This is a genomic window from Sphingomonas kyeonggiensis (genome assembly GCF_014204495.1).
Lineage (GTDB): Bacteria > Pseudomonadota > Alphaproteobacteria > Sphingomonadales > Sphingomonadaceae > Sphingomonas > Sphingomonas kyeonggiensis_A.
Genome location: NZ_JACHLN010000001.1, coordinates 144,249 through 165,718, shown reverse-complemented (window position 1 = coordinate 165,718; position 21,470 = coordinate 144,249). Strand labels below are relative to the sequence as shown.

The following is a 21,470-nucleotide window of genomic DNA, read 5'->3' as shown; positions in this document are numbered from 1 at the left end:
GCGCCGGCTGGCTACGGCCACGCAAATGCCCGTTATTGCTACCGTCATGAATTCGACCACCGGCCAGCCGATCCAGAAGATGAGCTTCGGCCGCATGCCCAAGCCTTGGGCCTCGTTCAACCTCGAGAGCGGCGAACTGGTCGCGATCGACCGCGTCGATGTCGGCAAGCCCGCGCCGGGCAAGGTGGTGGTGCCGGTATCGGTCTGGGTCACCCCCAAGAAATAGCGTCGGCTGCCACTCAGTTCCTGGGCGGCGCTACCGAATCGCGCGGCACCAGATGGTGCGCGACCAGTTCCAGTCCCGGCGTCATCACGCCGTGCCCGCGCAGCAGCGTCTCGACCAGGCGCTCGACTGCGCGCGCCGCCATCTGGCGGATCGGCTGGTGGATCGTGGTCAGCGGCGGCCAGATATAGCCGGTCACCGGTGCGTCGTCGAAGCCGACCACGGTAAGGTCGGCGGGCAGTGCCAGTCCCATGCGCTGGGCGGCGAACATCGTGCCCACCGCCATGTCGTCATTGGCGCAGACGATCGCAGTCGGGCGCTGCGGCCCGGCCAGCATCGCCTCGGCGAGCTCCACGCCAGACTTGAAGCTGAAATCGCCGCGCAGGGCGATCACTGCATCGGCGCCCGGTCGGGCCTCGGCCAGTGCGCGCATAAAGCCGTCATGGCGCCGTTCGGCCGCCGGATGGCCCTCGATGCCCAGCATATAGCCGAAGCGCCGATGCCCGGCCGCGATCACGTGCTGCGCGATCTCATAGCCCGCCGCTTCCTCGTCGAAGCCGATGCTCGGCAGCAGCGCGGACACGTCGTCGCCCGGTGAGATGCACACGGCGGGGCAGCCCTGGGCGATCAGCCGGCGGGCGAGCGCGACATCGGCGGAAAGCGGCGGCGACAGGACCAGGCCGGCGGTACGCCCCGCGGTAAACAGCTCGACCACGCGGTCGTCGCGATCCTCGTCCTCGATATGCAGGCTGTAGGTCAGCAGCTCGAAGCCCGCAGCGGCAGCGGCGCGTAGGGCTCCCATCTCGATCGCGGCGAAGTAATGCGAATTGGGCGGGGCGTCGCGCGAGTTGCAGTTGATCAGGGTGAGCGTCTTGCTCGTCCGGCTCGCCAGGTTGCGGGCCTGCGGGTTGACCCGGTAGTCGAGCGCCTCGACCGCGCGCAGCACCTTCTCGCGCATGCGGGGGCTGACATGGGCCTGGTCGTTGAGGGCGCGGGAGACGGTGGCGCGGCCGACGCCGGCCAGGGCCGCCACATCGTCGATCGTCGGGGCCCGGCGGGCGGGCTCGGATCCAGGGGCGCCGATCAGCGGCGAGGATTTTGGGAGCGACGACATTTTCGTAGTGATTCGTGGCACAGCCGCAGGCGGATCACCACCTGAAAACGCGCTCGGCACCATCTGGAAGAAGTGGTGCCCGGGGACGGAGTCGAACCGCCGACACTGCGATTTTCAATCGCATGCTCTACCAACTGAGCTACCCGGGCACGCCCGGCGAGTGCCGGGGAGCGCGCCTCTTAGTCGGGCGAATCGGGGCTGTCCACCCCCGAATTCACATCCCGGGGCGCCGGCTCTGCAGGGATTCGATATCCCTCTCCCAGCCACTGCAATAAATCGCGGTCCCTGCAGCCTTTGCTGCAGAACGGCTTGTATTCCGAAGCGACCTGCTGCCCGCACATCGGGCAGCCATTCTTCACGCGCATTTCAATCCCCTGCCGAGGTGAAGACCGTCACCCCGCCGATTCGCCGCGCCAGCTCCGCGGTCCAGCCCGGTTGCTGGGCGAGGCGGCGGGCGATGTTCCTGGTCACCATATGGGTAGTCGGCGGCGGCGGGGGAAGACGCTCGAGCACGCGAAGCTCCGCACGAGTCGCCGCGCCCGCCAGATCGGCGCGCAGCAATTCGGGGAGCGAAGGCCGCACCCGCCGCCGCACGATCTGCAGGAAGCCGAACCCGTTCACCGCGGTCCGCTCGAACGGCTGGGGCAAGGCCGCGTCGATCGCTTCGGCCACCGCATTGCGCGCGTCCTTGCCGACCAGCGTGGGGAAATCGATACCGATGGACCCCGCGATCCCGAGCCGCTCGATCGCCCGCGCCACCGCATGCGCGGCCGCGACCGACAAGGTCTCGAGATTGCCCGAGCCGTCGACGTCGAACAGCGCCATCGCGGGGGTGGGGGAGAGCCGCAGCGCGCCGCCCGCGAACACGATCTCGCCGGTGATCGCCTCGTCGAGCACTTCGGACCAGCCTGCTTCCTCGAGCGCGTCGGGCTCGTGCGCGCGCAGCACCCGCACCGGCAGCCCGCTCGCGGTGATCCGATCGAGCAGCGTCGGCCCGTCGGACAGCGGCTCGTCGCTCGGCACCGCCTTGGGCAGCTTGGCGCGGCCCGGCTCGGGAATCGCCTCCCGCGTGATCTTCACGCGCAGCTTCGCGCCTTGCGTCACGGTCTTGGGGATATGGTCGCACAGCGCCTCGCCGCCGCCGTCGAGCGCGATCAGCTTGGCGGTCTTGTCGACCAGCCGCGCCTCGAGCACCGCATCGACGCGCGGGCCGGTGCCCTCAAGCTCGATCCGTGCCTTCCAGATGGCGCCGCGCGAGACCAGCGCGGCGCGGTTCTCGCCGATCCCGGCCTCGTAGAGCCACTCAGCCAAGTACGACGCCTGCCGAGACCAGCAGCGCTCGCGTCTCGAACACGGGCAGGCCGACCACGCCCGAATGGCTGCCGGCGATATAGCGGACAAAGGCCTCGGCCTTGCCCTGGATGGCATAGCCGCCCGCCTTGCCCATCCCTTCGCCGGAGGCGACGTACCAGTCGATCTCGGCATCGGTCAGCCGCTTGAAGGTGACGATGGTGTCGGAGATTCGGGTGCGCGCCTTGCCGTCGAGCCCGATCAGGCAGATTGCGGACAGGCAATGGTGACGGCGGCCGGAGAGCAGGCCGAGCATGCGGCGCAGATCCGCCTCGTCCTCGGGCTTGGCGAGGATGCGCTTGCCGACCGCGATCGTGGTATCGCCGGCGAGGACGATCTCATCGGCCGCGCGCTCCACCGCTTGCGCCTTGTCGACCGCGACGCGCAGCACATAGGCGCGCGGGCTCTCGCCGGTGCGGACATCCTCGTCCACATCGGGGGCCGCGACCCGCGCGGGCTCGGCCCCGATCCGCTTGAGCAGATCGAGTCGGCGAGGCGATGTGGAGGCTAGTACGAGCCGCACGGGGCGGACCTTCAGGCTTCAGCTGCCCGGCCAGCGCCGGGACGATCCGGTGCTGTGCCCCGGATCACTTGAAGCGATAGGTGATACGGCCCTTGGTCAGGTCGTAGGGCGTCAGCTCGACGAGCACTTCGTCGCCCACCAGCACGCGGATGCGGTTCTTGCGCATCTTGCCGGCGGTGTGGCCGAGAATCTCATGGTCGTTCTCGAGGCGAACACGGAACATGGCGTTGGGCAAAAGCTCAACGACCTGGCCCCGCATTTCAAGCAGTTCTTCTTTGGCCAAAAATATGCCTCTCTAGTCAGCGCGCGCTTAAAGTGGCGGTGCCTTTACAGCGCAAGACGGGAAAAGGAAAGGCGGAGAACCCGATGAGGTTCCCCGCCTTGCACCGATATGGGGTGCGGGGGTGGGATTGTCAGCCGGCGGGCGGGGATTTTGGGTGCGCGGCCAAACCATCTTTCGATCGGCGCTCTTCTTGTTCCCCTCTCTGCAAGGGAGGGGCCGGGGGTGGGTTGCGACCCCGGCGAAGGCCGGGGGAGCCCAGCTAACCGGTGGAGATAAAGAAAAGACCGGGCATCGAGCCCGGCCTTTTCCAACCCACCCCTAACCCCTCCCTTGCAGGGAGGGGAATTAGTTCCTGCTCCCCGGCGAACGCCGGGGTCCAGTTGCCACGTCGTTCGTGAAGTTCCGACGCCATCGATGATGCGCCGAGACTGGGCCCCGGCTTTCGCCGGGGAAGCGAAGGGGGTGGCGAAGTATTGGGAATGGGCCGCCGCCACTCAGAAGCTGTACTTGGCGATCATCTCGAAGCGGTCGAGCACGCCGTGGGCGCCGGAGACGAGTTCGCGGCGGCCGTGACGGAACTCCACGCCGAGGTCGACCGGCTTGATCGGCGAGTAGAAGAGGTTGGCCGAGCCGCTCCACGATTCCGCGGTGGCGGCGGGATCGACCAGGCCGGCCGGATAGTCGGCGGTCTGGTAGCTGGCCATCAGCGTCGAGCGCAATGTGCCCGTCCAGCCGAGGCGCAGCGCGGCGAAGCCTGCGGTGACGTCGACCGTTTCCAGCCGGATCCGCCCGGCACTGGCCGCCATCATCGCGTCGGGCACCAGGTTGAGCCCGACATAGCGGCCGATGCCGCTGCCATGCGTCGCCATGAAGCGCAGGTCGTGGCGGCCGTTCGGGCCGAAGGGCAGCTTGCCGGCAAGCGACACGCCCCAGCCGGTGGCATCGGCATCGTTGTTGGCGCCCACCACGGTGAGCTTGCGCGCCAGGCCGGCGAGCGACAGCTCGCCCTTGCCGAGCTTCCAGTTCAGCCGTGCGGTGCCATCAGGCAGGCGATCGGTGTCGTTCTCGACCAGCGCGCCGCCCACGCTGGCGCTCATCGTCGCCGGGTTCTCGGCCGAGACCGACAGGCTGAGCGCCGGGCCGAGCTGCATCGTGTAGCGCAGCTGCGACTGGCGGACGAAGACGGTGCCTTCGCTCGGGCCGAGATAGTCGGTCGTCTCCGGCAGCGCCGCGATATACTGGAAGTTGGTCCATTCCTGGCCCGCCAGGAAGCCGTCGAACTGGATGAAGGCGCGGCGCAGCGCCGGATTATAGGCGTTGACGATGCGCTGGTTGCCCGCGCCGAAACCGGTCTGGAAATCGGTCTCGACCAGGCCCGACAGGGTATGGCCGCCCACCGGGGTGCTCGCCGCGACGACGATGCGCGACTGCTTGGCATGCGTCTCGAAATCGGTGCCGCCCGAGCGGCCGCCGATCGGGATCGCGCCGGGGACGTAGAAGTCGCGGCCGATCGTGTTGGTGGCGATCGTGCCGCCGCTGGTGTGGCTGAACGACGCGACCGTCTTGAAGAAGCCGCTGATCTTCACGCTGGGACCGGCGTTCGCCGGCGCCTTGGGCGCAGGCGCGAGGGGAGGCGTGACCGCCGCCGCAGGGGTTGCAGCGGCGACGGTCACGGGGCGGCCCAGGGGCGCGGGGGCAACCACGCCGGGGTTCCTGGACCGCTCGGCAGCGAGGGCGCTGCGGAGCTCGGCGACTTCGGCATCGAGCGCGCCCAAGCGCGCTTCGAGTGCCTTGAACCGGTCGCTGTCGGTCTGCTGGGCAAGGGCCGGGGTGGCCAAGGCGCCAGCGATGGTTCCGGCCAGCAGGGCCGGCGCGAATTTGCGCGAGAACATGGGGGAGTCCTTTGAGAAGCGGGCTTTGGGCGATCGGTTGGCTGCTCCCCGGCGAACGCCGGGGCCCAGGATCGCAAGCGAGCCGGCAGAGAAACCCTGGGCCCCGGCTTTCGCCGGGGAACTGGGGTCTAGAAGCTTGCCCAGTCGCCGGCGTCCGCGGTTGCCTTGACGATCGGCATGGCGGCCGGGCGAGGCTTGGCGGCCGGGGCGGGGGCCGGCCTGGCCACCGACTGCACCGCGCGGGGCGCGTCCTCGGTGCGGAACTGGGCGGCGCGGTCGGCGAGGTGGTCGACTTCGCCCGAGAGGCTGCGTGCCGCCGCCGAGGTCTCCTCGACCATCGCCGCATTCTGCTGGGTCGAGGTGTCCATCGCCGAGACGACCGAGGCGATCTCGCCGATCGTGCTCGACTGGGCGCGGTTGTCGTCGGCCATCTTCGCGACCAGCTCATGGACCTGCTCGACGCTGCTCGAGATGTCGGCCAGCGCGCCATCGACTTCGCGCACCCGGTCGACCGCCGAGACGATGTCGGTCTGGGTGGCGGTGAGCTGGTCGCGGGCGCGGCCGGCTTCCTCCTCCGAGCGCATCGCCAGCGCCGAGACGAGATCGGCGACCACCGCGAAGCCGCGGCCGGCCTCGCCGGCACGGCCTGCCTCGACGGCGGCGTTCATCGCGAGGACGCGGGTCTGGAAAGCGATCTTGTCGAGGCCCTCGATCACGCTGTCGATGCCCTTCGAGCTGTCGGCGACGCGGGTCATCGCCTGCACGGCTTCCTCGGCGATCGCGCGGCCGCCCGAGACGGTGCTGATCGCGCCATCGGCCTGGGCCACGGTGCGGGTCGAGGCTTCGCTCGAGCTTTCGAGGCGGCCGCGCATCTGGGTGAGCGAGGCGGAGGTCTCCTCAAGGCTCGCGGCATTGGCTTCGGTGCGGCGGGCGAGGTCCTCCGAGGCCGAGGCGATCTCGCTCGCGCCGGTGCGGATCGCCACCGCGGCGGTGGACAGCGCGCCGATCAGGTCGCGCAGATTGCCGACGGCCTTGTTGTAGTTGGACTTGAGCGTGCCGTAGGACGGCGGGAACTCGGCCTTGATCTCGGCGGTCAGGTCGCCTTCCGACAGCTGGCCGAGCTGCTGCGAGACGGTGTCGACGACGAACTGCTGTTCCGCATCGGCCTTGGCCTTGGCGGCCTCGGCGCGCTCCTTGGCGACGGCGGCTTCGCGGAACACTTCGAGCGCCCCGGCCATCTCGCCGATCTCGTCGCCGCGGTTGAGGCCGGGGATCTGGCTGTCCTTGTCGCCATCGGCGAGGCCACGCATGCGGCGGGTCATCGCGACCAGCGGCAGCTTGATCGTGCGGCCGAGCATGAAGGCCATGGCGTTGACCAGCAGGATCACGACCAGCGCGATGCCGCCCTGGCGCCATGCGGCGGCACCGACCGCGGCCTGGACGTCATCGACATAGACGCCGCTGCCGACCACCCAGCCCCAGGGCGCGAAGCCCTTCACGAAGGAGATCTTGGGCTGCGGCTTCTCGCTGCCCGGCTTGGGCCAGCTATAGTCGAGAAAGCCCTCGCCCTTGGCGCGGACGATGTCGACCATCGAGGTGAACACCGGCACGCCGTTCGGATCCTTGGTGCCCGAAACATCCTGGCCGACCAGCGCCTTGTTCATCGGGTGCATCAGCATCCGCGGCTGCATGTCGTTGATCCAGAAGTATTCCTTGCCGGAATAGCGCATCGCCGAGACGGCCTGGAGGGCGGCGGCCTGCGCCTGGGCACGGGTCATGCGCCCGGCCTGCTCCTCGGCCTGGTAATGGGCGATCGTGCTGTAGGCGACCTCGACGGTCTTGCGCGTCTGGTCGGCGATGCCGCCGCGCATCACGCTGCTCAGCTGCATCAGCGACAGCACCGTGACGAGGACCAGCCCCAGGAACGAGGCCACACCGATCAGGTTGACCCTTGCACCAATCTTCAATCGCACCAGCCGGATCCCTTTTTTCCTGTTTCGGGATCATTATAGGCGGCGGGACAGATGCAGTTTTTGCAACTGTGGCGGCGGCGCTTTGGGGTAGTGTAGCGATAAATCACGTAATTTCAGTATTTTACTGCCGAGGCGCTTGGCGCGATGCGGCATGAATTACGAAATTTACGTACGTATTCTTACGGAGGGCTTTGTGGCAAACTATTGCCGGAAAAGGGGAAAATCGGCCCTTCGCGGCGGCGATGTCGCTTTTTGCAATCGCGAAACGGCGGCGCGATTCCCCATTCGCCGGGCATGAAAAAGGCCGCCGGATCGCGCCGGCGGCCTTGAGGTTTCGCGAGTGCCGGATCAGCCCGCGGCGTGGCCGGCCAGCGCGGCGAGCAGCAGCAACGCCACGATGTTGGTGATCTTGATCATCGGGTTGACCGCCGGTCCGGCGGTGTCCTTGTAGGGATCGCCGACGGTGTCTCCGGTCACGGCCGCCTTGTGGGCGTCCGATCCCTTGCCGCCGTAATTGCCGTCCTCGATATATTTCTTGGCATTGTCCCAGGCGCCGCCGCCCGAGGTCATCGAGATGGCGACGAACAGGCCCGAGACGATCACGCCGAGCAGCATCGCGCCGACCGCGGCGAAGCCCTGCGACTGGCCGGCGACCGCGGTGATGATGAAGTAGATCGCGATCGGGCTCAGCACCGGCAGCAGCGAGGGGACGATCATCTCCTTGATCGCCGCCTTGGTGACGATGTCCACCGTGCGGGCATAATTGGGGCGGCTGGTGCCGGCCATGATGCCCTTGTCCTGCGCGAACTGCTGGCGGACGTCCTCGACGACCGAGCCTGCCGCGCGGCCGACGGCGGTCATGCCGAAGGCGCCGAACAGATAGGGCAGCAGCGCGCCGAGCAGCAGCCCGACGATGACGTAGGGGTTGTTCAGGCTGAAATCGACCGGGACGTCCGGGAAGAACTCCTTGAGGTCGGTCGTATAGGCGCCGAACAGCACCAGGGCGGCGAGCGCGGCGGAGCCGATCGCATAGCCCTTGGTCACGGCCTTGGTGGTGTTGCCCACCGCGTCGAGCGCGTCGGTCTTGTGGCGGACTTCGTCCTCAAGGCCCGCCATCTCGGCGATGCCGCCGGCATTGTCGGTCACCGGGCCATAGGCGTCGAGCGCGACGACCATGCCGGCGAGCGCGAGCAGCGAGGTCGCGGCGAAGGCGACGCCGATGATCCCGGCGATCTGGTAGGCGGCGATCACCGCGACGACGATGACGAGCGTCGGCAGCGCCGTCGATTCGAGGCTGATCGCCAGGCCCTGGATGACGTTGGTGCCGTGGCCGGTCACCGATGCCTTGGCGATCGACTTGACCGGGCGGTAGTTGGTGCCGGTGTAATATTCGGTGATCCACACCAGCAGCCCGGTCACCGCGAGGCCGATCATCATGCAGATGAACAGGCTCATGCCGGTAAACTGCGCGCCCGAGGCGAGCCCGGCTGCCGCTTCCGGCGTGATCGCGTCGCTCGGCTCGAGGAAGGCGCTCGGATCGACCGGCAGCGCGCCGATCACCGCGTTCATGTCGCCCAGCGTGTACTGGGTGGCGAACCAGATGGCGGGCACCGAGAGGATCGCGGTGGTCCAGAAGCCCTTGTAGAGCGCGCCCATGATCGACTGGCTCTTGCCCAGGCGGACCATATAGGTGCCGATGATCGAGGTGATGATGCACACGCCGCCGACGATCAGCGGCAGCGCCATCAGCTTGAGCAGCAGTTCGGGCGCGAGGTTCTTCACCAGCAGCGCGATCGACACCATGGTGAGGCCGAGCGTCACGACATAGGTCTCGAACAGGTCGGCGGCCATGCCCGCGCAGTCGCCGACATTGTCGCCGACATTATCGGCGATCACCGCCGGGTTGCGGGGATCGTCCTCGGGGATGCCCGCCTCGACCTTGCCGACCAGGTCGGCGCCGACATCGGCGGCCTTGGTGAAGATGCCGCCGCCGAGACGCGCGAAGATCGAGATCAGCGAGGCACCGAGCGCCAGCGCGGTCAGCGCCAGCGTCACCGCCCGCGAATTGGGCGCGAGGCCGGCCGGGCCGACCAGGTACCAGAACAGCACGGCGATCGCGAGCAGCCCCAGCCCCGCCACGAACATGCCGGTGATCGCGCCCGAGCGGAACGCGAGCGTCAGCCCGCCCTGCAGCGAGCCGCGCGCGGCCTCGGCGGTGCGCACATTGGCGCGGACCGAGATGTTCATGCCGATGAAGCCGGCGACGCCCGAAAGCACCGCGCCGGCGAGGAAGCCGATCGTCGGCAGCGTGCCGAGCGTGAAGAACACGACCACGGCGACGATCACGCCGACAATGCCGATCGTGGTATATTGCCGGCCGAGATAGGCCTTGGCGCCTTCCTGGATGGCAGCGGCGATGCTCTGCATCTTCTCGTTGCCCGCCGGCGCGTTCAGCACCTGCTGGCTGGTCAACAAGCCATAGAGCACTGCGAGCACGCCGCAGGCTATGGCGATGTACACAATCGTCATGCGTTCAAGCCCTTCCCCTATTGGATATCGAGCCGCGCCGGTCTGTGTGCCGGATTTAAAAGGCCCGGTATGGGGGAGGCTATCGGGCGCGTGCCCTCAGCGCAAGCCGCTCAGCGATGCTGGTATCCCAGCGCGATTCCCGGGACCTGCCCGTCGAGCAGCAGCGGCGCCTTTCCGGCCGCGATCATTCCGCCGATCCGCGCGGCCGGCACCGGCGGCTCGAACCCGTCGGGCGCGGCGAACAGCAGCTCGTAGTCGTCGCCCCAGGTGACCGCGCGCAGCGGGTCGGCCCCGGCGGCGACCGGTACTTTGGCGAGCGTGATGTCGGCGGTGCAGCCGCTCGCCTCGGCCATGCGCGAGGCGTCGAGCAGCAGCCCGTCGGACACGTCCATCATCGCGGTGACATGGCCCGCCAGCGCCTGCCCGTCGGTCAGCCGGGGGCGGGGGCGCAGATAGGCGCTGCCCTGACCGGTCTCGAAGCCGAGCATCGCCGCGCCGACCGGCCCGGTGATCCACAGCCCGTCGCCAGGCCGCGCGCCGTCGCGCCGCGGCACCGGCGTCACGGTCGCCCGGCCGATCGCTGTGCAGCCGAAGGTGGCCGGCGAAACCGAGATGGTATCCCCGCCGAGCAGCGGCACGTCATATTCGGTGAGGATCGCCCGCAGCCCCTCGACGAAGCGCTCGGCGCCGTCGACCAGCACCGCGCCGACCAGCAGGCCGACCGGCTCGGCCCCCTTGGCGGCGAGATCGGAGAGGTTGGTGGCGACCAGCTTCCAGGCCACGTCGAACGGATCGGTGCCGGGGCGGTAGTGCACGCCCTCGGCGATCGCGTCATGGGTGAGGACGAGCGTCTCGCCTCCGATCGCCAGGATGGCGGTGTCGTCGCGGAGGTCCTGCGCGCCAGGATGGAGCGGCAGGGTACGCAAGGCGGCGATGAACTCGGATTCGTTCACAATCCAATGCTCCCCCGGAGGGGGAGGGGGACCAGCGATGAAGCGTGAGGCGCGCTACCCCTCCACCACCGCTTCGCGGCGGCCCCCCTCCCCCTCCGGGGGAGGAATGGGATCAACCCCGCACTTCCTTGGCGACGGCATCGAGGATGCCGTTGACGAAGCCCTTTTCGCGACGGTCGTAGAATGCGTCGGTCACGTCGAGATATTCGCTGATCGCGGCGCCGACGGGCACGTCCTTGCGGGCCATCAGCTCATAGGTGCCGGCGCGCAGGATCTGGCGCATCGGCTTGTCGAGCCGGTCGAGCGTCCAGTCGGCGGTCAGCTTGCCGGCGATGATCCGGTCGATCTCGTCGCGGCGCTCATGCACGCCGGTGACGATGTCGTCGAAAAAGGCGATGTCCGCTTCGGCATATTCCACGTCCTCGATCGTCGCGCCCAGGCGATGATTGTGGAACTCGTGGAGCAGCGCGGGAATCGAGACCGCTTCCATTTCGTGCTGGTACAGCGCCTGCACGGCAGCGAGACGCGCGGCGGCGCGCGCCTTGGAACGGGACTTTGCTTGATGGCTTGGCATGCTGCGCCCCATAGGTATGTTCGACTAATATGGCAAAGCGTCTTGCACTGATCGGTTTCCTTGCCGCCATTTCGATGGCCCCCGCCGCGCATGCCTGCTCGGTCATTGTCGATCATGAGCCGACGTCTGCCGAGCTTTTCTCCACCGCAAAGCAGATGGTCGCCGCTGCGGAGGTGATCTTGGACGGGGAAGTGGTGGAAGCGGGAGTCGATGGCGGGGCACCGGCCAAGATTCGCGTCCACCGGATTCTGAAGGGGCAGGTTTCCGATACGGTCTATATCCATGGCGACAGCGGGGCCTGCTTCCTCAACTTTGGCGATATCGGCGAGCGCCGGCGGTTTATCCTGTCCCGCAACTCCGGCCAGTTTGTGGTCTGGGATCGCCCCTGGGCGGATCGCTATGATCGTCCGATCGATCGTGTCCTGAAATCCGATCGTCGGAAGGACTGGCCGCGTAATCGGCGCTGATCGACTTTGTGGCAGCGAGCTGAGAACTGCGCTCGGTACCGATCGATTCAGTCCTTTGAGTTCCCCGGCGAAGGCCGGGGCCCAGCTGCAATGTAGTTCGTGAGGTTCCGGCGCCATCGATAGTGCGCCGAAGCTGGACCCCGGCCTTCGCCGGGGAACAAATGGGACGCTTTCCGAGGCCAACCCGCCCCTATCGTCGTTCGCCCCGCCCCCATCGTCATCCCCGCGCAGGCGGGGATCCAGGGCAGTGGAGGGTTGGCGGATGCAATTTGGGGAAACGTCGGCGGCGTAGCCACGGCGGGCCGCGTGCTTCTCGCTCTTGGCTCTGGATCCCCGCCTGCGCGGGGATGACAGGGTAGTTGAAGGGGAGGGCTTAGCCTCAGCCTCGCGGCCAGACCCTCAGCGGCTTGCGGGCGGCATAGGCGACGCTCTCTTCATTGCCAGCCTGGACCTCGATCACATTCTCCGGGCCGAACGGAACCTCGGTGCCCAGCCAGAACTCGGCATTCTCGTCGATATCGGGCTCGTTATCGAGCAGCCCGAAATAGCCGCCGTCTGCGGCTTCGCGGACGACCACCCACATCCGGTCGGTGATCGGTTCCTCGTCTTCCTCGACCGCGATCAGGAAGATCAGCTTGGCGAAGTCGCCGGGCTTGAGGCCGGTGCGCGCGGCTTCGTCGGGCAGGTCGAAGACCTCGGCGTCGAGCGCGTGATAGTCCACCGCGCTGGCCAGGCACCAGCCATCCTCGTCGAGATCGGGCGTACGCATCAGTTGCTCCTCAGCCGGATCGCCACCGACTCGGCGTGCGCCGGCAAGCCTTCCGCGTTCGCCAGGGCCACCGCCGCAGGGCCGATCGCGGCCAGGCCGGCCTGGTCGAGCGAGAGGAAGCTGGTGCGCTTCATGAAGTCGAGCACCGACAGGCCCGAGGCGAAACGCGCGCGGCGGCCGGTGGGCAGCACATGGTTCGGACCGGCGACATAATCGCCCACCGCTTCCGGCGTGTAGCGGCCGATGAACACCGAGCCGGCATGGCGCACCATGTCGAACAGCCCCTCCGCCGCATCGCAGGCGAGCTCCAGATGCTCGGGCGCCAGCCGATCGACCAGCGGCATCGCGGCGATGAGATCGGGCACGACGATGATCGCGCCATTGGCGTCCCAGCTCGCCCGCGCGGTCTGCTCGGTCGCCAGCCTGGCCAGCGCGCGCTCGACGGCTTCGGCGACCTGGTCGGCGAAATTGGCATTGTCGGTGAACAGGATCGACTGGCTGGTCGGGTCATGCTCGGCCTGGCTGAGCAGGTCGGCGGCGATCCAGTCCGGGTCATTGCGGCTGTCCGCGACCACCACGATCTCGCTCGGCCCGGCGACCATGTCGATGCCGACCACGCCGTAGAGCTGGCGCTTGGCCTCGGCCACCCAGGCATTGCCGGGGCCGGTGATCACATCGACCGGCTCGATCGTCTCGGTGCCATAGGCGAGCGCGGCGATCGCCTGCGCCCCGCCGATGCGCCAGATTTCGTCGACCCCGGCGAGATGCGCGGCGGCCAGCACCAGCGGGTTCACTTCGCCGTTCGGGGTGGGCGTGACCATCACCAGCCGGCCGACACCCGCCGCCTTGGCCGGCAGCGCGTTCATCAGCACCGAGCTGGGATAGGCGGCGCGGCCACCAGGCACATAGACGCCGGCGGCATCGACGGCCTTCCAGCGTGCGCCGAGGCGGATGCCGGTCGAATCGATCTCGTCGCGATCCTCGGGCTTCTGCTTGGCGTGATAGGTGGCGATCCGCTCGGCGGCGAGCTCGAGCGCGTCGCGCAGCTCGGGGGTGAGGCCCTCCCAGGCGGCGAGGCAATCGGCGCGGTCGAGCGTCCAGCCCTGGGCATCGAGGTCGAACCTGTCGAAGCGCTGGGTGAGGTCTTTGATCGCCGCATCGCCTTCGCTGCGGACGCGGGCGATCATCGCGGTCACGTCGCGCGCGACGTCCTCGTCGGCTTCGCGGCGGGCGTTGACCAGATCGGTGAAGGCGGCCGAGAAGCCGGCGTCAGTGGCGTTGAGGCGGATCATAGCGTTTCTCGCCCCTCCCCTTCAGGGGAGGGGATGGGGGTGGGGGATGTCTCGCAGAGAGCGGTGCTCGCGGTGACTGCCCCACCCCAACCCCTCCCCTGAAGGGGAGGGGCTTGAAGGGGCAGGCGGATCATGCCGCCACCGCCTTGCGGAACTTGTCGACCAGCGGGACGACGTCGGTCGCCCGCGTCTTGAACGCGGCGCGGTTGACCACCAGCCGGCTGCTCACCTCGGCGATCACTTCGACCTCGACCAGGCCATTCTCCTTGAGCGTGCGGCCCGAGGAGACCAGGTCGACGATGCGCGGTGCGAGATCGAGCACCGGTGCCAGCTCCATCGCGCCGTTGAGCTTGATGCATTCGGCCTGCACGCCGCGCGCCTCGAAATGGGCACGGGTGATGTGCGGGTATTTGGTCGCGACGCGGACATGGCTCCAGCCGCGTGGATCGTCCTTCACCGCCAGGTCGGCGGGCTCGGCGACCGAGATGCGGCAATGGCCGATGCCCAGGTCGACCGGCGCGTAGAGCTCCGAATAGTCGAACTCGGCGAGCACGTCCGAGCCGACGATGCCGAGCTGCGCGGCGCCATGCGCGACAAAGGTCGCCACGTCGAACGCGCGCACGCGGATCAGGTCGATCGCCGGCGTGTTGGTCTTGAAGCGCAGCGCGCGCGAGCTTTCGTTCGAGAAGTCGGGCTCGGGGATGATACCGACGCGGGCGAGCAGCGGCAGCGCCTCGTCGAGGATGCGCCCCTTGGGGACGGCAAGGATCAGCGGTTCGGTCATCGAAGCCGGGGCTTTACTTGTCGCTCCCCCAGGGCGCAACAGGCGGGCCACGGAGGTATTTCTTGTGGCCGATGAAGCGACGAACCGCGGGGCGTTCCGGATCCAGGAATATTATTGCCGCAAGATGGCGGCGCCCCTCTACGCCGACATCTGCACGGCGCTGGCCGACGGGCTCGACCGGAGCAGCCAGACCGGGCGTGCGGTGCTCGACTGGACGGGGGAGCCGACGCGCGACGCGCTGCCGCTGCGGCTGATCGGCGGGCTGCACGCGCTGGTGCTGGCGAGGGCGGATGCCGAGCTGGCGGAGATATTCGCCGGGCGGGTTTCGGGCGCGGGGCTGCAGGATGCGCTGAACCGGGTGCTGGCGCGCAACGATGCCGCCTTGCTGCCCTGGCTCGACGGGCCGCCGCAGACCAACGAGGCGGGGCGTTCGGGCGCGCTGATCGTCGGGCTGGTCGAGGTGGCGCGGCGCCTGGGGCCTAAGCTGGAAGTGCTGGAGATCGGATCGAGCGGCGGACTCAACCTGCTGATCGATCGCTTCCGCTTCGATCTGGGCGGGGCGATGCTGGGGCCGGCCGACTCGCCGATCACGATCGCGCCCGAATGGCTGGGGCCGACGCCGGTGCTGCCGCCGCTGGAGATCGTCTCGACGCGGGGCAGCGACATCGCGCCGCTCGACGTGACCGATCCCGCGGTCGAGGCGCGGCTCTCCGCCTATGTCTGGGCCGAGAAGCCCGAGCGGCTGGAACGGCTTGGGGCCGCGATCGGGATGATCCGGGAGCGGGGCATCGACCTGGAGCGCGCGGATGCCGCCGACTGGATGGAGGCGCGCCTGGCCGAGCCGCAGGCCGAGGGCGTCACGCGGGTGCTGATGCATTCGGTGGTCTGGCAGTACATCCCCGATGACCGGACCGCGCGGATCCGGGCGGCGATGGAAGCCGCGGGCGCGCACGCCACGGCGTCGCGCCCGCTCGCCTGGGTGGCGATGGAGCCCGACCGGGCGCTGGGCGAGCAGGTGGTCAGCATCCGCACCTGGCCCGGGCCCGAGGCGCGCGAAGTGGTCGCCACCGCCCACGCCCATGCCGCCTGGGTCCGCCCCGGCGACGCGCGCGCGACCGAGGGCATCGCGCTGGATGCTGCGGCGCAGGTGGTGCTTTAAGCGGGTGTCGAACTTTCTGTTCCCCGGCGAAAGCCGGGGCCCAGGGTTTCTCTGCCGACTCGCTTGTGACCCTGGGCCCCGGCTTTCGCCGGGGAGCAGCGGGGTGTGTAGCTACGCCAGCCACTCCAGTATCGCCTCGTTGACCAGCTCGGGCTTTTCCCAGGGAACGAAATGGCCGGCGCCGGCGATGCGGACGACGGTGAGGTCGGGCACCAGCGCCTCGAGTCCGTCGAGCTGGACGGGGAGGAGCGCGGTGTCCTGCATCGCCCAGATCACCAGGGTCGGCTGGGTGACGGGCGGGAAGGGCGCGTCGAGCCAGGCCGGGCGCTCGGGCGTCTCGCCCGGCGCGGGCACCAGGATCGCGCTGGCGCGGTACCAGTTGAGCATCGCGGTCATCGCGCCGGGCTGGCTCCATTCGGCGAGATAGGCGGGCTTCTCCGGCTCCAGCTTCGCCGCGTCGGTATATTTGGCGAAGCTCTCGTCGAAGAAGGTCTCGAGCCCGATCCGCTCGACGAACTGCTCGAAGTCGGGGTTGCGAAAGGCAGTGATGTACTGGCTCGCCGCGCGCTGGGCGGGATCGTCGAAGATGCTGCGCTGGAAGACGAGCGGGTGCGGCGCGTTGACGATGATCAGCCGGGCGATGCGCTGCGGGTTCTGCAGCGCGGCCATCCAGGCGATGGCGCCGCCCCAGTCATGCCCGACCAGCGTGAACGGCCCGATGCCGAGATGGTCGGCGAGCGCGAGCAGGTCGGCCACCGGCTTGTCGGGCGTGTAGCTCGCCACGCCCTCGGGGCGCGCGGAATAGCCGAAGCCGCGCTGGTCGGGCGCGATGACATAATGGTCGCGGGCGAGCGCGGCGATCTGGTGGCGCCAGGTGCGGTGCGATTCGGGGAAGCCGTGGAGCAGGACGATCGGCGGGTTGGCCGGATCGCCGGCGAGGGCGACGTTGAGCTCGACGCCAGTGGGCAGCGCGATGCGCCGGGTCTCGAAATCCGCCATGTCGCCTCTCCTTTTCAGGCGAGCCTAGCGATCAGGCGCCGCGCGGCAAGCGCTTCCCCTTGGTCCGGCTGGTCAGGTGATACTGCCAGCACCGGTCGCAGCGATAGGGGCGGAGTTCCCAGCCGCTTCGAGCAATCGCCGCCAGCGCGTCTTCCCGGGCGGGATAGCGCGCCTTGCGGCGGCAGACGCTGAGGCGGGTGCTAGGGATAGCTCACCGTCTTGGGCACTTCGGGGATCGGGATGAATTCCTTGTCGTCGCCCGGCACCTTGGGGAAGTTGCCGGCCTTCCAGTCTTCCTTGGCCTGGTTGATCCGGTCGCGGTTCGACGAGACGAAGTTCCACCACACATGGCGCGGGGTCGCGAAATCCTCGCCGCCGCACAGCGCCACGCGCCCACCACTGCCGGAGCGCAGGATCGCGGTGATGCCCGGGCGCAGGATGTAGAGGGTCGAGACTTCCATCTCGATCCCGTCGATGCTGGCATCGCCATAGGCGAGGTACACCGCGCGCTCGGTCGCGGAAGGATCGATCGGCACCGCGCCGCCGGCCTCCAGCTCGATATCGGCATAGATGGTCTGGGCATAGGTGGTGGTTGGCGCCTTGGCTCCCCACAGCTCGCCCATGATGACGCGGCAGCGCGCGCCCATGTCCTCGACGATCGGCAGCTCGGCGGCCGAGACATGCTCGAACGCCGGGTCCATCTCCTCCCGGTCCTCGGGCAGCGCCAGCCAGGTCTGGATGCCCGAAAGCTCCGGCCCCTTCGCGCGCTCGGCGCTGGGCGAGCGCTCGGAATGGACGATGCCGTGGCCGGCGGTCATCAGGTTCACCGCGCCCGGCTCGATCGTCGCGAAGGTGCCGAGCGAATCGCGATGATCGATCGCGCCGGCATAGAGATAGGTCACCGTCGCCAGGTTGATGTGCGGGTGCGGGCGCACGTCGATGCCGGTGCCGACGCTCAGCACGGCCGGGCCCATCTGGTCGAAGAAGATGAACGGCCCCACCATCGTCCGCGGCTTGGAGGGGAGGGTGCGGTGCACCTTGAACCCGCCAAGGTCGTGGGTGGTGGGAGTGATGATCTGGGTGAAAAGCTCGTCGGTCATATGGGCCCTCTCGTCACCAGATAGCTAGCCTGCGCCATGTTCGGCGGACAGCCCCAGTTTGGAAACCCACCCTTTCGGGTCGCGCTCATTCGCCCGGCGCGCGCACCTTCATCGCCAGCGCGTGGATGCGCGCCTGGAGCAGGTCGGCGAGCGCGGTGTTGACCATGCGCTGGCGCTGGACGCGTGACTGGCCCTGGAAGGCGGGGCTCTCCACCACCACGGTCCAGTGCGATTCACCGGTGCCGTCGTCGCCGAGATGGCCCGAATGATGGTGGCTGTCGTTGATCACCTCGAGATGCGTCGGGGCGAGCGCGGCGGTGAGACGGGCGGCGATGATGTCGGCGAGTCCGCCGCTGGCAGTGTCGGTCATCGCGCCTATATAGGCGGTTTGTTCAAGGGAGGTAGCGTGGCTGAGAGCCACCCGAAGAAAGACCGGCCGAATGCCCGTTTCCACGGTCGTGTGGAGGCGCAGGGGAGATTGTGTTCGGAACCGGGCTGCAACGAGGCTGGCGAGTTCCGCGCGCCTGCCGGCGAGAGCCGGGCGACCTTTGACGGCCCCGGCGAATATCGCTGGCTGTGCCTCGACCATGTTCGCGCGTTCAACTCGGGCTACAATTTCTTCCAGGGCATGAGCCCGGACGAGATCCACGACGCCCAGCGGCCCTATGCCGGCTGGGAGCGCGAGACGCGTGCCTTCAACGGCACCGGCGGCGCCGACCGCCCGCCGCGCTGGGCCGATTTCGCCGACCCGCTCGACGCGATCAGCGCGCGGTTCAAGGACCGTATGAAGGACCGTGCCGAGCGCAAGGACGGCAAGCCGCTGTCGGGCAAGGACCGGGAATCGCTCAAGGTCCTCGACCTTGAGATCGACGCCGACCGCACGATGCTGCGCAAGCGCTATTCGGAGCTGGTCCGCAAGTTCCACCCCGATCGCAACGGCGGCGACCGCAGCCATGAGGGGCGGCTCCAGCGCGTGATCGAGGCGTACCAGCATTTGAAGACCGCGCCGGCGTTTGCCTAGAGCCTAGGCCCGCGTGTTCACCGCCAGCTGGTCGGCAAAGGCGCGCTGGTAGGCCGGGCGGGCCTCGCCGCGGGCGACATAGGCCGCGAGCGTCGGATAGTCGTCGAGCATGCCCGAGGGACGCAGGCGGAGCAGTACCGAGACCATCATCAGGTCGCCCGCGCTGAAATCGCCGTCGAGCCATTCGGCTTTGCCCAGCCGCGCGGCCAGCTGGTCGAGGCGCGGGCGGATGCGCGCCTGCACCAGCGGCAACCGTTCGGCGGCCCAGGGCTTGTCGCCTTCGAAGATCCTCGCGGTGGTCAGGTCGAGGATCGGCGGCTCCATCGTATTCACCGCCGCGAACATCCAGCTGATCGCCCGTGCCCGCGCATCGGCATCCGCCGGGAGCAGTCCCGCAAATCGCTCCGCCAGGTGGAAGACGATCGCCCCGGTCTCGAACAGCGCGAGATCGCCTTCCTCATAGGTCGGGATCTGGCCGAACGGGTGGAGGGCCAGATGCGCCGGCTGCTTCAGCTCCGGGAAGCCGACCAGCCGCACATCATAGGGCTGGCCGACTTCCTCGAGCGCCCAGCGCACCCGCGTGTCGCGTGCCAGCCCCTTGCCGCCATCGGGGGAGCGATCGAAGGCGGTGATGGTGATCGTCATCCGCTCTTGCCCGGCGAGACCAGGCCGCAGGTAACCCCCTCGGGATCGACGATGTTGATCACCCATTCGCCGCCGGGAACCTCCATCGGCCCCTGCACGACGGTGCCGCCGCCGGCCTCGACCTTCGCCTGCGCCGCGGTGATGTCGGGCACGCGGAAATAGAAGCCCCAGCCGGTCGGCGCGCCCGGCGGCGCCTTCATCACCGCGCCGACGGCCTCGCCCTTGCTATCGCCATTGGCGATGAAGCTGTATTCGCCCATCTCGCCCATCGGCATGCCGCCGACCTTCTCGATGTTGAACAGCTTGGCGTAGAAAGCGAGCGCCGCCGCATCGTCCGGCGCCAGCAGCTCGTTCCAGCTGACATGGCCGAAGCCCATCCGCTGATAGGCGGTGCTGGTCGCGTCCACCGCGCCGCGCATCACATAGAAGGGCACGCCCTGCGGATCGGTGACCATCGCCAGCCGGCCGACACCGGGAATGTCGAAGGCGGGAAGATGGACCTGCCCGCCTTCGGCAACCACCGCGGCGACCGAGGCATCGACGTCATCGACGCCGAGATAGCCGAGCCAGGTGGGCTTCGCGCCGCCGGCGACCATGTCGGCATTCAGCTGCATGACGCCGCCCGCCTGGCCGCCCTCCGCATTGATCATGCGATAGTCCATGCCGCCCGGCGCCGGCTCGGCATCGATGTTCCAGCCGCAGACCGAGTCGTAAAAGGCCTTGGCCCTGCCCGCGTCGCCGGTCAGCAGCTCGTACCAGATGAAGCTTCCGTGCGCGTTCACTTGGCTTCTCCCGTGTCCACGATCGTCTCGAACCCGCCCCAGAACATGCGCTTGCCGTCAAAGGGCATCTCGGCCGGCGGCTTCATCCGTTCGTCGGCCATCACCTTCTCCCAGCCGGAATCGCGCGTCGCCTTGTCGGGCCAGACGATCCAGGAGAAGACCGGCGTCTCGCCGTCCTCGGCCTTCACCGCCATGTAGAAATCGGTGGTCTTGCCGCGCGGCACGTCATGGCCCCAGCTCTCCACCACCTGCAGCGCGCCATGTTCGAGGAACACCGGCGCAGCCTTGGCCGCCATCTCGCGATAGGCCTCGCGATCGCGCGCGGGTGCCACGAAACCGTCGATATAGGTCATCGTCTCTCTCCTCTTGTCGTTATGTCAGGCCGCGACCGGCGCGGGCTGGAAATCGGCCAGCTGCGCGTCCATCGCGCGCTGGAAGGCGGGCCGCGCCATGCCGCGCGCGACATAGGCGGCAAGCGTCGGCCGATCGGTGATCAGCGGGCTGTTGTCGGCGTTGCGCAGCACCGTCACCATCGCGATGTCGGCGACGCTGAATTCGCCGGTCAGCCAGTCCCGATCGCCGAGCGCATCGGCGAGCCGGTCAAACCTTTTGCCGATATCCTCCATCAGGCTCGGCCGGCGCAGCTTCGCCCATTCCTCGTCCTTCGAGAACAGGGTGACGTTGCCCAGCTCGAACAGCCCGGGCTCGACGCTGTTGAGCGAAGCGAACAGCCAGGCGAGCGTCGTCGCCCGCTGCTGCGGGTCGCGCGACAACAGCCTTGTGTCCTTCTCGGCGAGGTGGAGCAGGATCGCACCGCTTTCGAACAGCTGGATGCCGCCGTCGTGGAGCACGGGCACCTGGCCCCAGGGCTGCTCCTCGAAATAGGTGGCCGGCTTGGGCGGGATCGGGCTGATCAGCCGCGTGGAATAGGGGAGGCCGATCTCCTCGCAGGCCCAGCGTGGCCTGAGGTCGCGGACATAGCCGCGGGCGAAGTCGGGCACCCAGTTGAAGCCGGTGATCTCGATAGCCATGGCATCT

The 21,470-nt window shown here is 68.4% G+C and carries 24 protein-coding genes and 1 tRNA gene; 4 read left to right on the top strand and 21 right to left on the bottom strand.

Features of this window, described 5'->3' with window-relative positions; translation table 11 throughout:
• The first annotated feature begins 25 nt into the window (after positions 1-25).
• Positions 26-226 carry a hypothetical protein gene (locus tag HNP52_RS00785; RefSeq protein WP_184161105.1) on the top strand — a complete coding sequence of 67 codons (201 nt, stop codon included), beginning with the start codon at positions 26-28 and terminating at the stop codon, positions 224-226.
• A 13-nt stretch (positions 227-239) separates the two neighbouring features.
• Here HNP52_RS00785 and HNP52_RS00780 read toward each other — a convergent pair whose 3' ends face one another.
• From HNP52_RS00780 to nusB, 11 genes are all read right to left on the bottom strand, one after another.
• Positions 240-1,337, bottom strand: a complete 1,098-nt coding sequence (locus HNP52_RS00780; protein WP_184161102.1) for a LacI family DNA-binding transcriptional regulator — start codon at positions 1,335-1,337, stop codon at positions 240-242.
• Between the two features lie 73 nt (positions 1,338-1,410).
• Positions 1,411-1,486 (bottom strand) — tRNA-Phe (locus HNP52_RS00775).
• Between the two features lie 30 nt (positions 1,487-1,516).
• Positions 1,517-1,702, bottom strand: coding sequence for a DNA gyrase inhibitor YacG (locus HNP52_RS00770; protein WP_184161099.1), 186 nt, complete (start codon positions 1,700-1,702; stop codon positions 1,517-1,519).
• A gap of 1 nt (position 1,703) precedes the next feature.
• The gene (locus tag HNP52_RS00765; RefSeq protein ID WP_184161096.1) at positions 1,704-2,648 is read right to left on the bottom strand and encodes a ribonuclease; all 945 of its coding nucleotides are present in this window, start codon (positions 2,646-2,648) and stop codon (positions 1,704-1,706) included.
• On the bottom strand, positions 2,641-3,210 hold the full coding sequence (locus HNP52_RS00760) for a nucleoside triphosphate pyrophosphatase (RefSeq protein ID WP_184161093.1): 570 nt from the start codon (positions 3,208-3,210) through the stop codon (positions 2,641-2,643). Before HNP52_RS00760 ends, HNP52_RS00765 begins: the two co-directional genes overlap by 8 nt.
• Before the next feature lie 64 nt (positions 3,211-3,274).
• Positions 3,275-3,493 (bottom strand): translation initiation factor IF-1, encoded by a 219-nt coding sequence (gene infA, locus HNP52_RS00755; protein ID WP_003049127.1) that lies wholly within the window; start codon positions 3,491-3,493, stop codon positions 3,275-3,277.
• Between the two features lie 494 nt (positions 3,494-3,987).
• Positions 3,988-5,385 (bottom strand): DcaP family trimeric outer membrane transporter, encoded by a 1,398-nt coding sequence (locus HNP52_RS00750; protein WP_184161090.1) that lies wholly within the window; start codon positions 5,383-5,385, stop codon positions 3,988-3,990.
• Positions 5,386-5,513: 128 nt separating this feature from the next.
• Positions 5,514-7,361, bottom strand: coding sequence for a methyl-accepting chemotaxis protein (locus HNP52_RS00745; RefSeq protein ID WP_260395951.1), 1,848 nt, complete (start codon positions 7,359-7,361; stop codon positions 5,514-5,516).
• Positions 7,362-7,706: 345 nt separating this feature from the next.
• On the bottom strand, positions 7,707-9,887 hold the full coding sequence (locus HNP52_RS00740) for a sodium-translocating pyrophosphatase (protein WP_184161087.1): 2,181 nt from the start codon (positions 9,885-9,887) through the stop codon (positions 7,707-7,709).
• Positions 9,888-9,997: 110 nt separating this feature from the next.
• Positions 9,998-10,840 carry a thiamine-phosphate kinase gene (gene thiL, locus HNP52_RS00735; protein ID WP_311768375.1) on the bottom strand — a complete coding sequence of 281 codons (843 nt, stop codon included), beginning with the start codon at positions 10,838-10,840 and terminating at the stop codon, positions 9,998-10,000.
• Between the two features lie 112 nt (positions 10,841-10,952).
• A complete protein-coding gene (gene nusB, locus HNP52_RS00730; protein ID WP_184161083.1) occupies positions 10,953-11,414 on the bottom strand; it encodes a transcription antitermination factor NusB in 462 nt (153 codons plus the stop codon).
• 29 nt (positions 11,415-11,443) lie between these two features.
• Here nusB and HNP52_RS00725 point away from each other — a divergent pair, with 29 nt between their 5' ends.
• Positions 11,444-11,881 (top strand): hypothetical protein, encoded by a 438-nt coding sequence (locus HNP52_RS00725; protein WP_184161081.1) that lies wholly within the window; start codon positions 11,444-11,446, stop codon positions 11,879-11,881.
• Between the two features lie 379 nt (positions 11,882-12,260).
• On the opposite strand, the gene HNP52_RS00720 is transcribed toward HNP52_RS00725, so the two are convergent.
• The 3 genes from HNP52_RS00720 to hisG all read right to left on the bottom strand — a co-directional run bounded on the left by HNP52_RS00720 (position 12,261) and on the right by hisG (position 14,726).
• Positions 12,261-12,650 carry a DUF2314 domain-containing protein gene (locus tag HNP52_RS00720; RefSeq protein WP_184161078.1) on the bottom strand — a complete coding sequence of 130 codons (390 nt, stop codon included), beginning with the start codon at positions 12,648-12,650 and terminating at the stop codon, positions 12,261-12,263.
• Complete coding sequence (gene hisD / locus HNP52_RS00715) at positions 12,650-13,942, bottom strand: histidinol dehydrogenase (protein ID WP_184161075.1); 1,293 nt, start codon at positions 13,940-13,942, stop codon at positions 12,650-12,652. The genes HNP52_RS00720 and hisD overlap by 1 nt, the downstream gene beginning before the upstream one ends.
• A gap of 130 nt (positions 13,943-14,072) precedes the next feature.
• Positions 14,073-14,726 (bottom strand): ATP phosphoribosyltransferase, encoded by a 654-nt coding sequence (gene hisG / locus HNP52_RS00710; protein WP_184161073.1) that lies wholly within the window; start codon positions 14,724-14,726, stop codon positions 14,073-14,075.
• A 64-nt stretch (positions 14,727-14,790) separates the two neighbouring features.
• Between hisG and HNP52_RS00705 the strand changes: the two genes are divergently transcribed.
• Entirely contained in the window at positions 14,791-15,885 is a 1,095-nt protein-coding gene (locus HNP52_RS00705) for a DUF2332 domain-containing protein (RefSeq protein WP_184161071.1), read from the top strand.
• Positions 15,886-15,996: 111 nt separating this feature from the next.
• On the opposite strand, the gene HNP52_RS00700 is transcribed toward HNP52_RS00705, so the two are convergent.
• The 3 genes from HNP52_RS00700 to HNP52_RS00690 form a co-directional block, all read right to left on the bottom strand.
• Positions 15,997-16,884 (bottom strand): alpha/beta fold hydrolase, encoded by an 888-nt coding sequence (locus HNP52_RS00700; protein ID WP_184161068.1) that lies wholly within the window; start codon positions 16,882-16,884, stop codon positions 15,997-15,999.
• Between the two features lie 200 nt (positions 16,885-17,084).
• Positions 17,085-17,984, bottom strand: coding sequence for a pirin family protein (locus tag HNP52_RS00695; RefSeq protein WP_184161064.1), 900 nt, complete (start codon positions 17,982-17,984; stop codon positions 17,085-17,087).
• Between the two features lie 85 nt (positions 17,985-18,069).
• On the bottom strand, positions 18,070-18,354 hold the full coding sequence (locus HNP52_RS00690) for a BolA family transcriptional regulator (RefSeq protein ID WP_184161061.1): 285 nt from the start codon (positions 18,352-18,354) through the stop codon (positions 18,070-18,072).
• 90 nt (positions 18,355-18,444) lie between these two features.
• On the opposite strand from HNP52_RS00690, the gene HNP52_RS00685 reads away from it, so the two are divergent.
• On the top strand, positions 18,445-19,005 hold the full coding sequence (locus tag HNP52_RS00685; RefSeq protein WP_409372609.1) for a J domain-containing protein: 561 nt from the start codon (positions 18,445-18,447) through the stop codon (positions 19,003-19,005).
• A gap of 3 nt (positions 19,006-19,008) precedes the next feature.
• Here the strand turns inward: HNP52_RS00685 and HNP52_RS00680 are convergent, their stop codons facing one another.
• From HNP52_RS00680 to HNP52_RS00665, 4 genes are read right to left on the bottom strand one after another with little or no spacing between them, the layout of a single operon-like run.
• Complete coding sequence (locus tag HNP52_RS00680) at positions 19,009-19,650, bottom strand: glutathione S-transferase family protein (protein WP_184161054.1); 642 nt, start codon at positions 19,648-19,650, stop codon at positions 19,009-19,011.
• Entirely contained in the window at positions 19,647-20,432 is a 786-nt protein-coding gene (locus HNP52_RS00675) for a VOC family protein (RefSeq protein WP_311768374.1), read from the bottom strand. Before HNP52_RS00675 ends, HNP52_RS00680 begins: the two co-directional genes overlap by 4 nt.
• A complete protein-coding gene (locus HNP52_RS00670; RefSeq protein ID WP_184161051.1) occupies positions 20,429-20,785 on the bottom strand; it encodes a DUF1428 domain-containing protein in 357 nt (118 codons plus the stop codon). The genes HNP52_RS00675 and HNP52_RS00670 overlap by 4 nt, the downstream gene beginning before the upstream one ends.
• Before the next feature lie 24 nt (positions 20,786-20,809).
• Entirely contained in the window at positions 20,810-21,463 is a 654-nt protein-coding gene (locus HNP52_RS00665) for a glutathione S-transferase family protein (protein ID WP_184161048.1), read from the bottom strand.
• Positions 21,464-21,470: the final 7 nt, after the last annotated feature.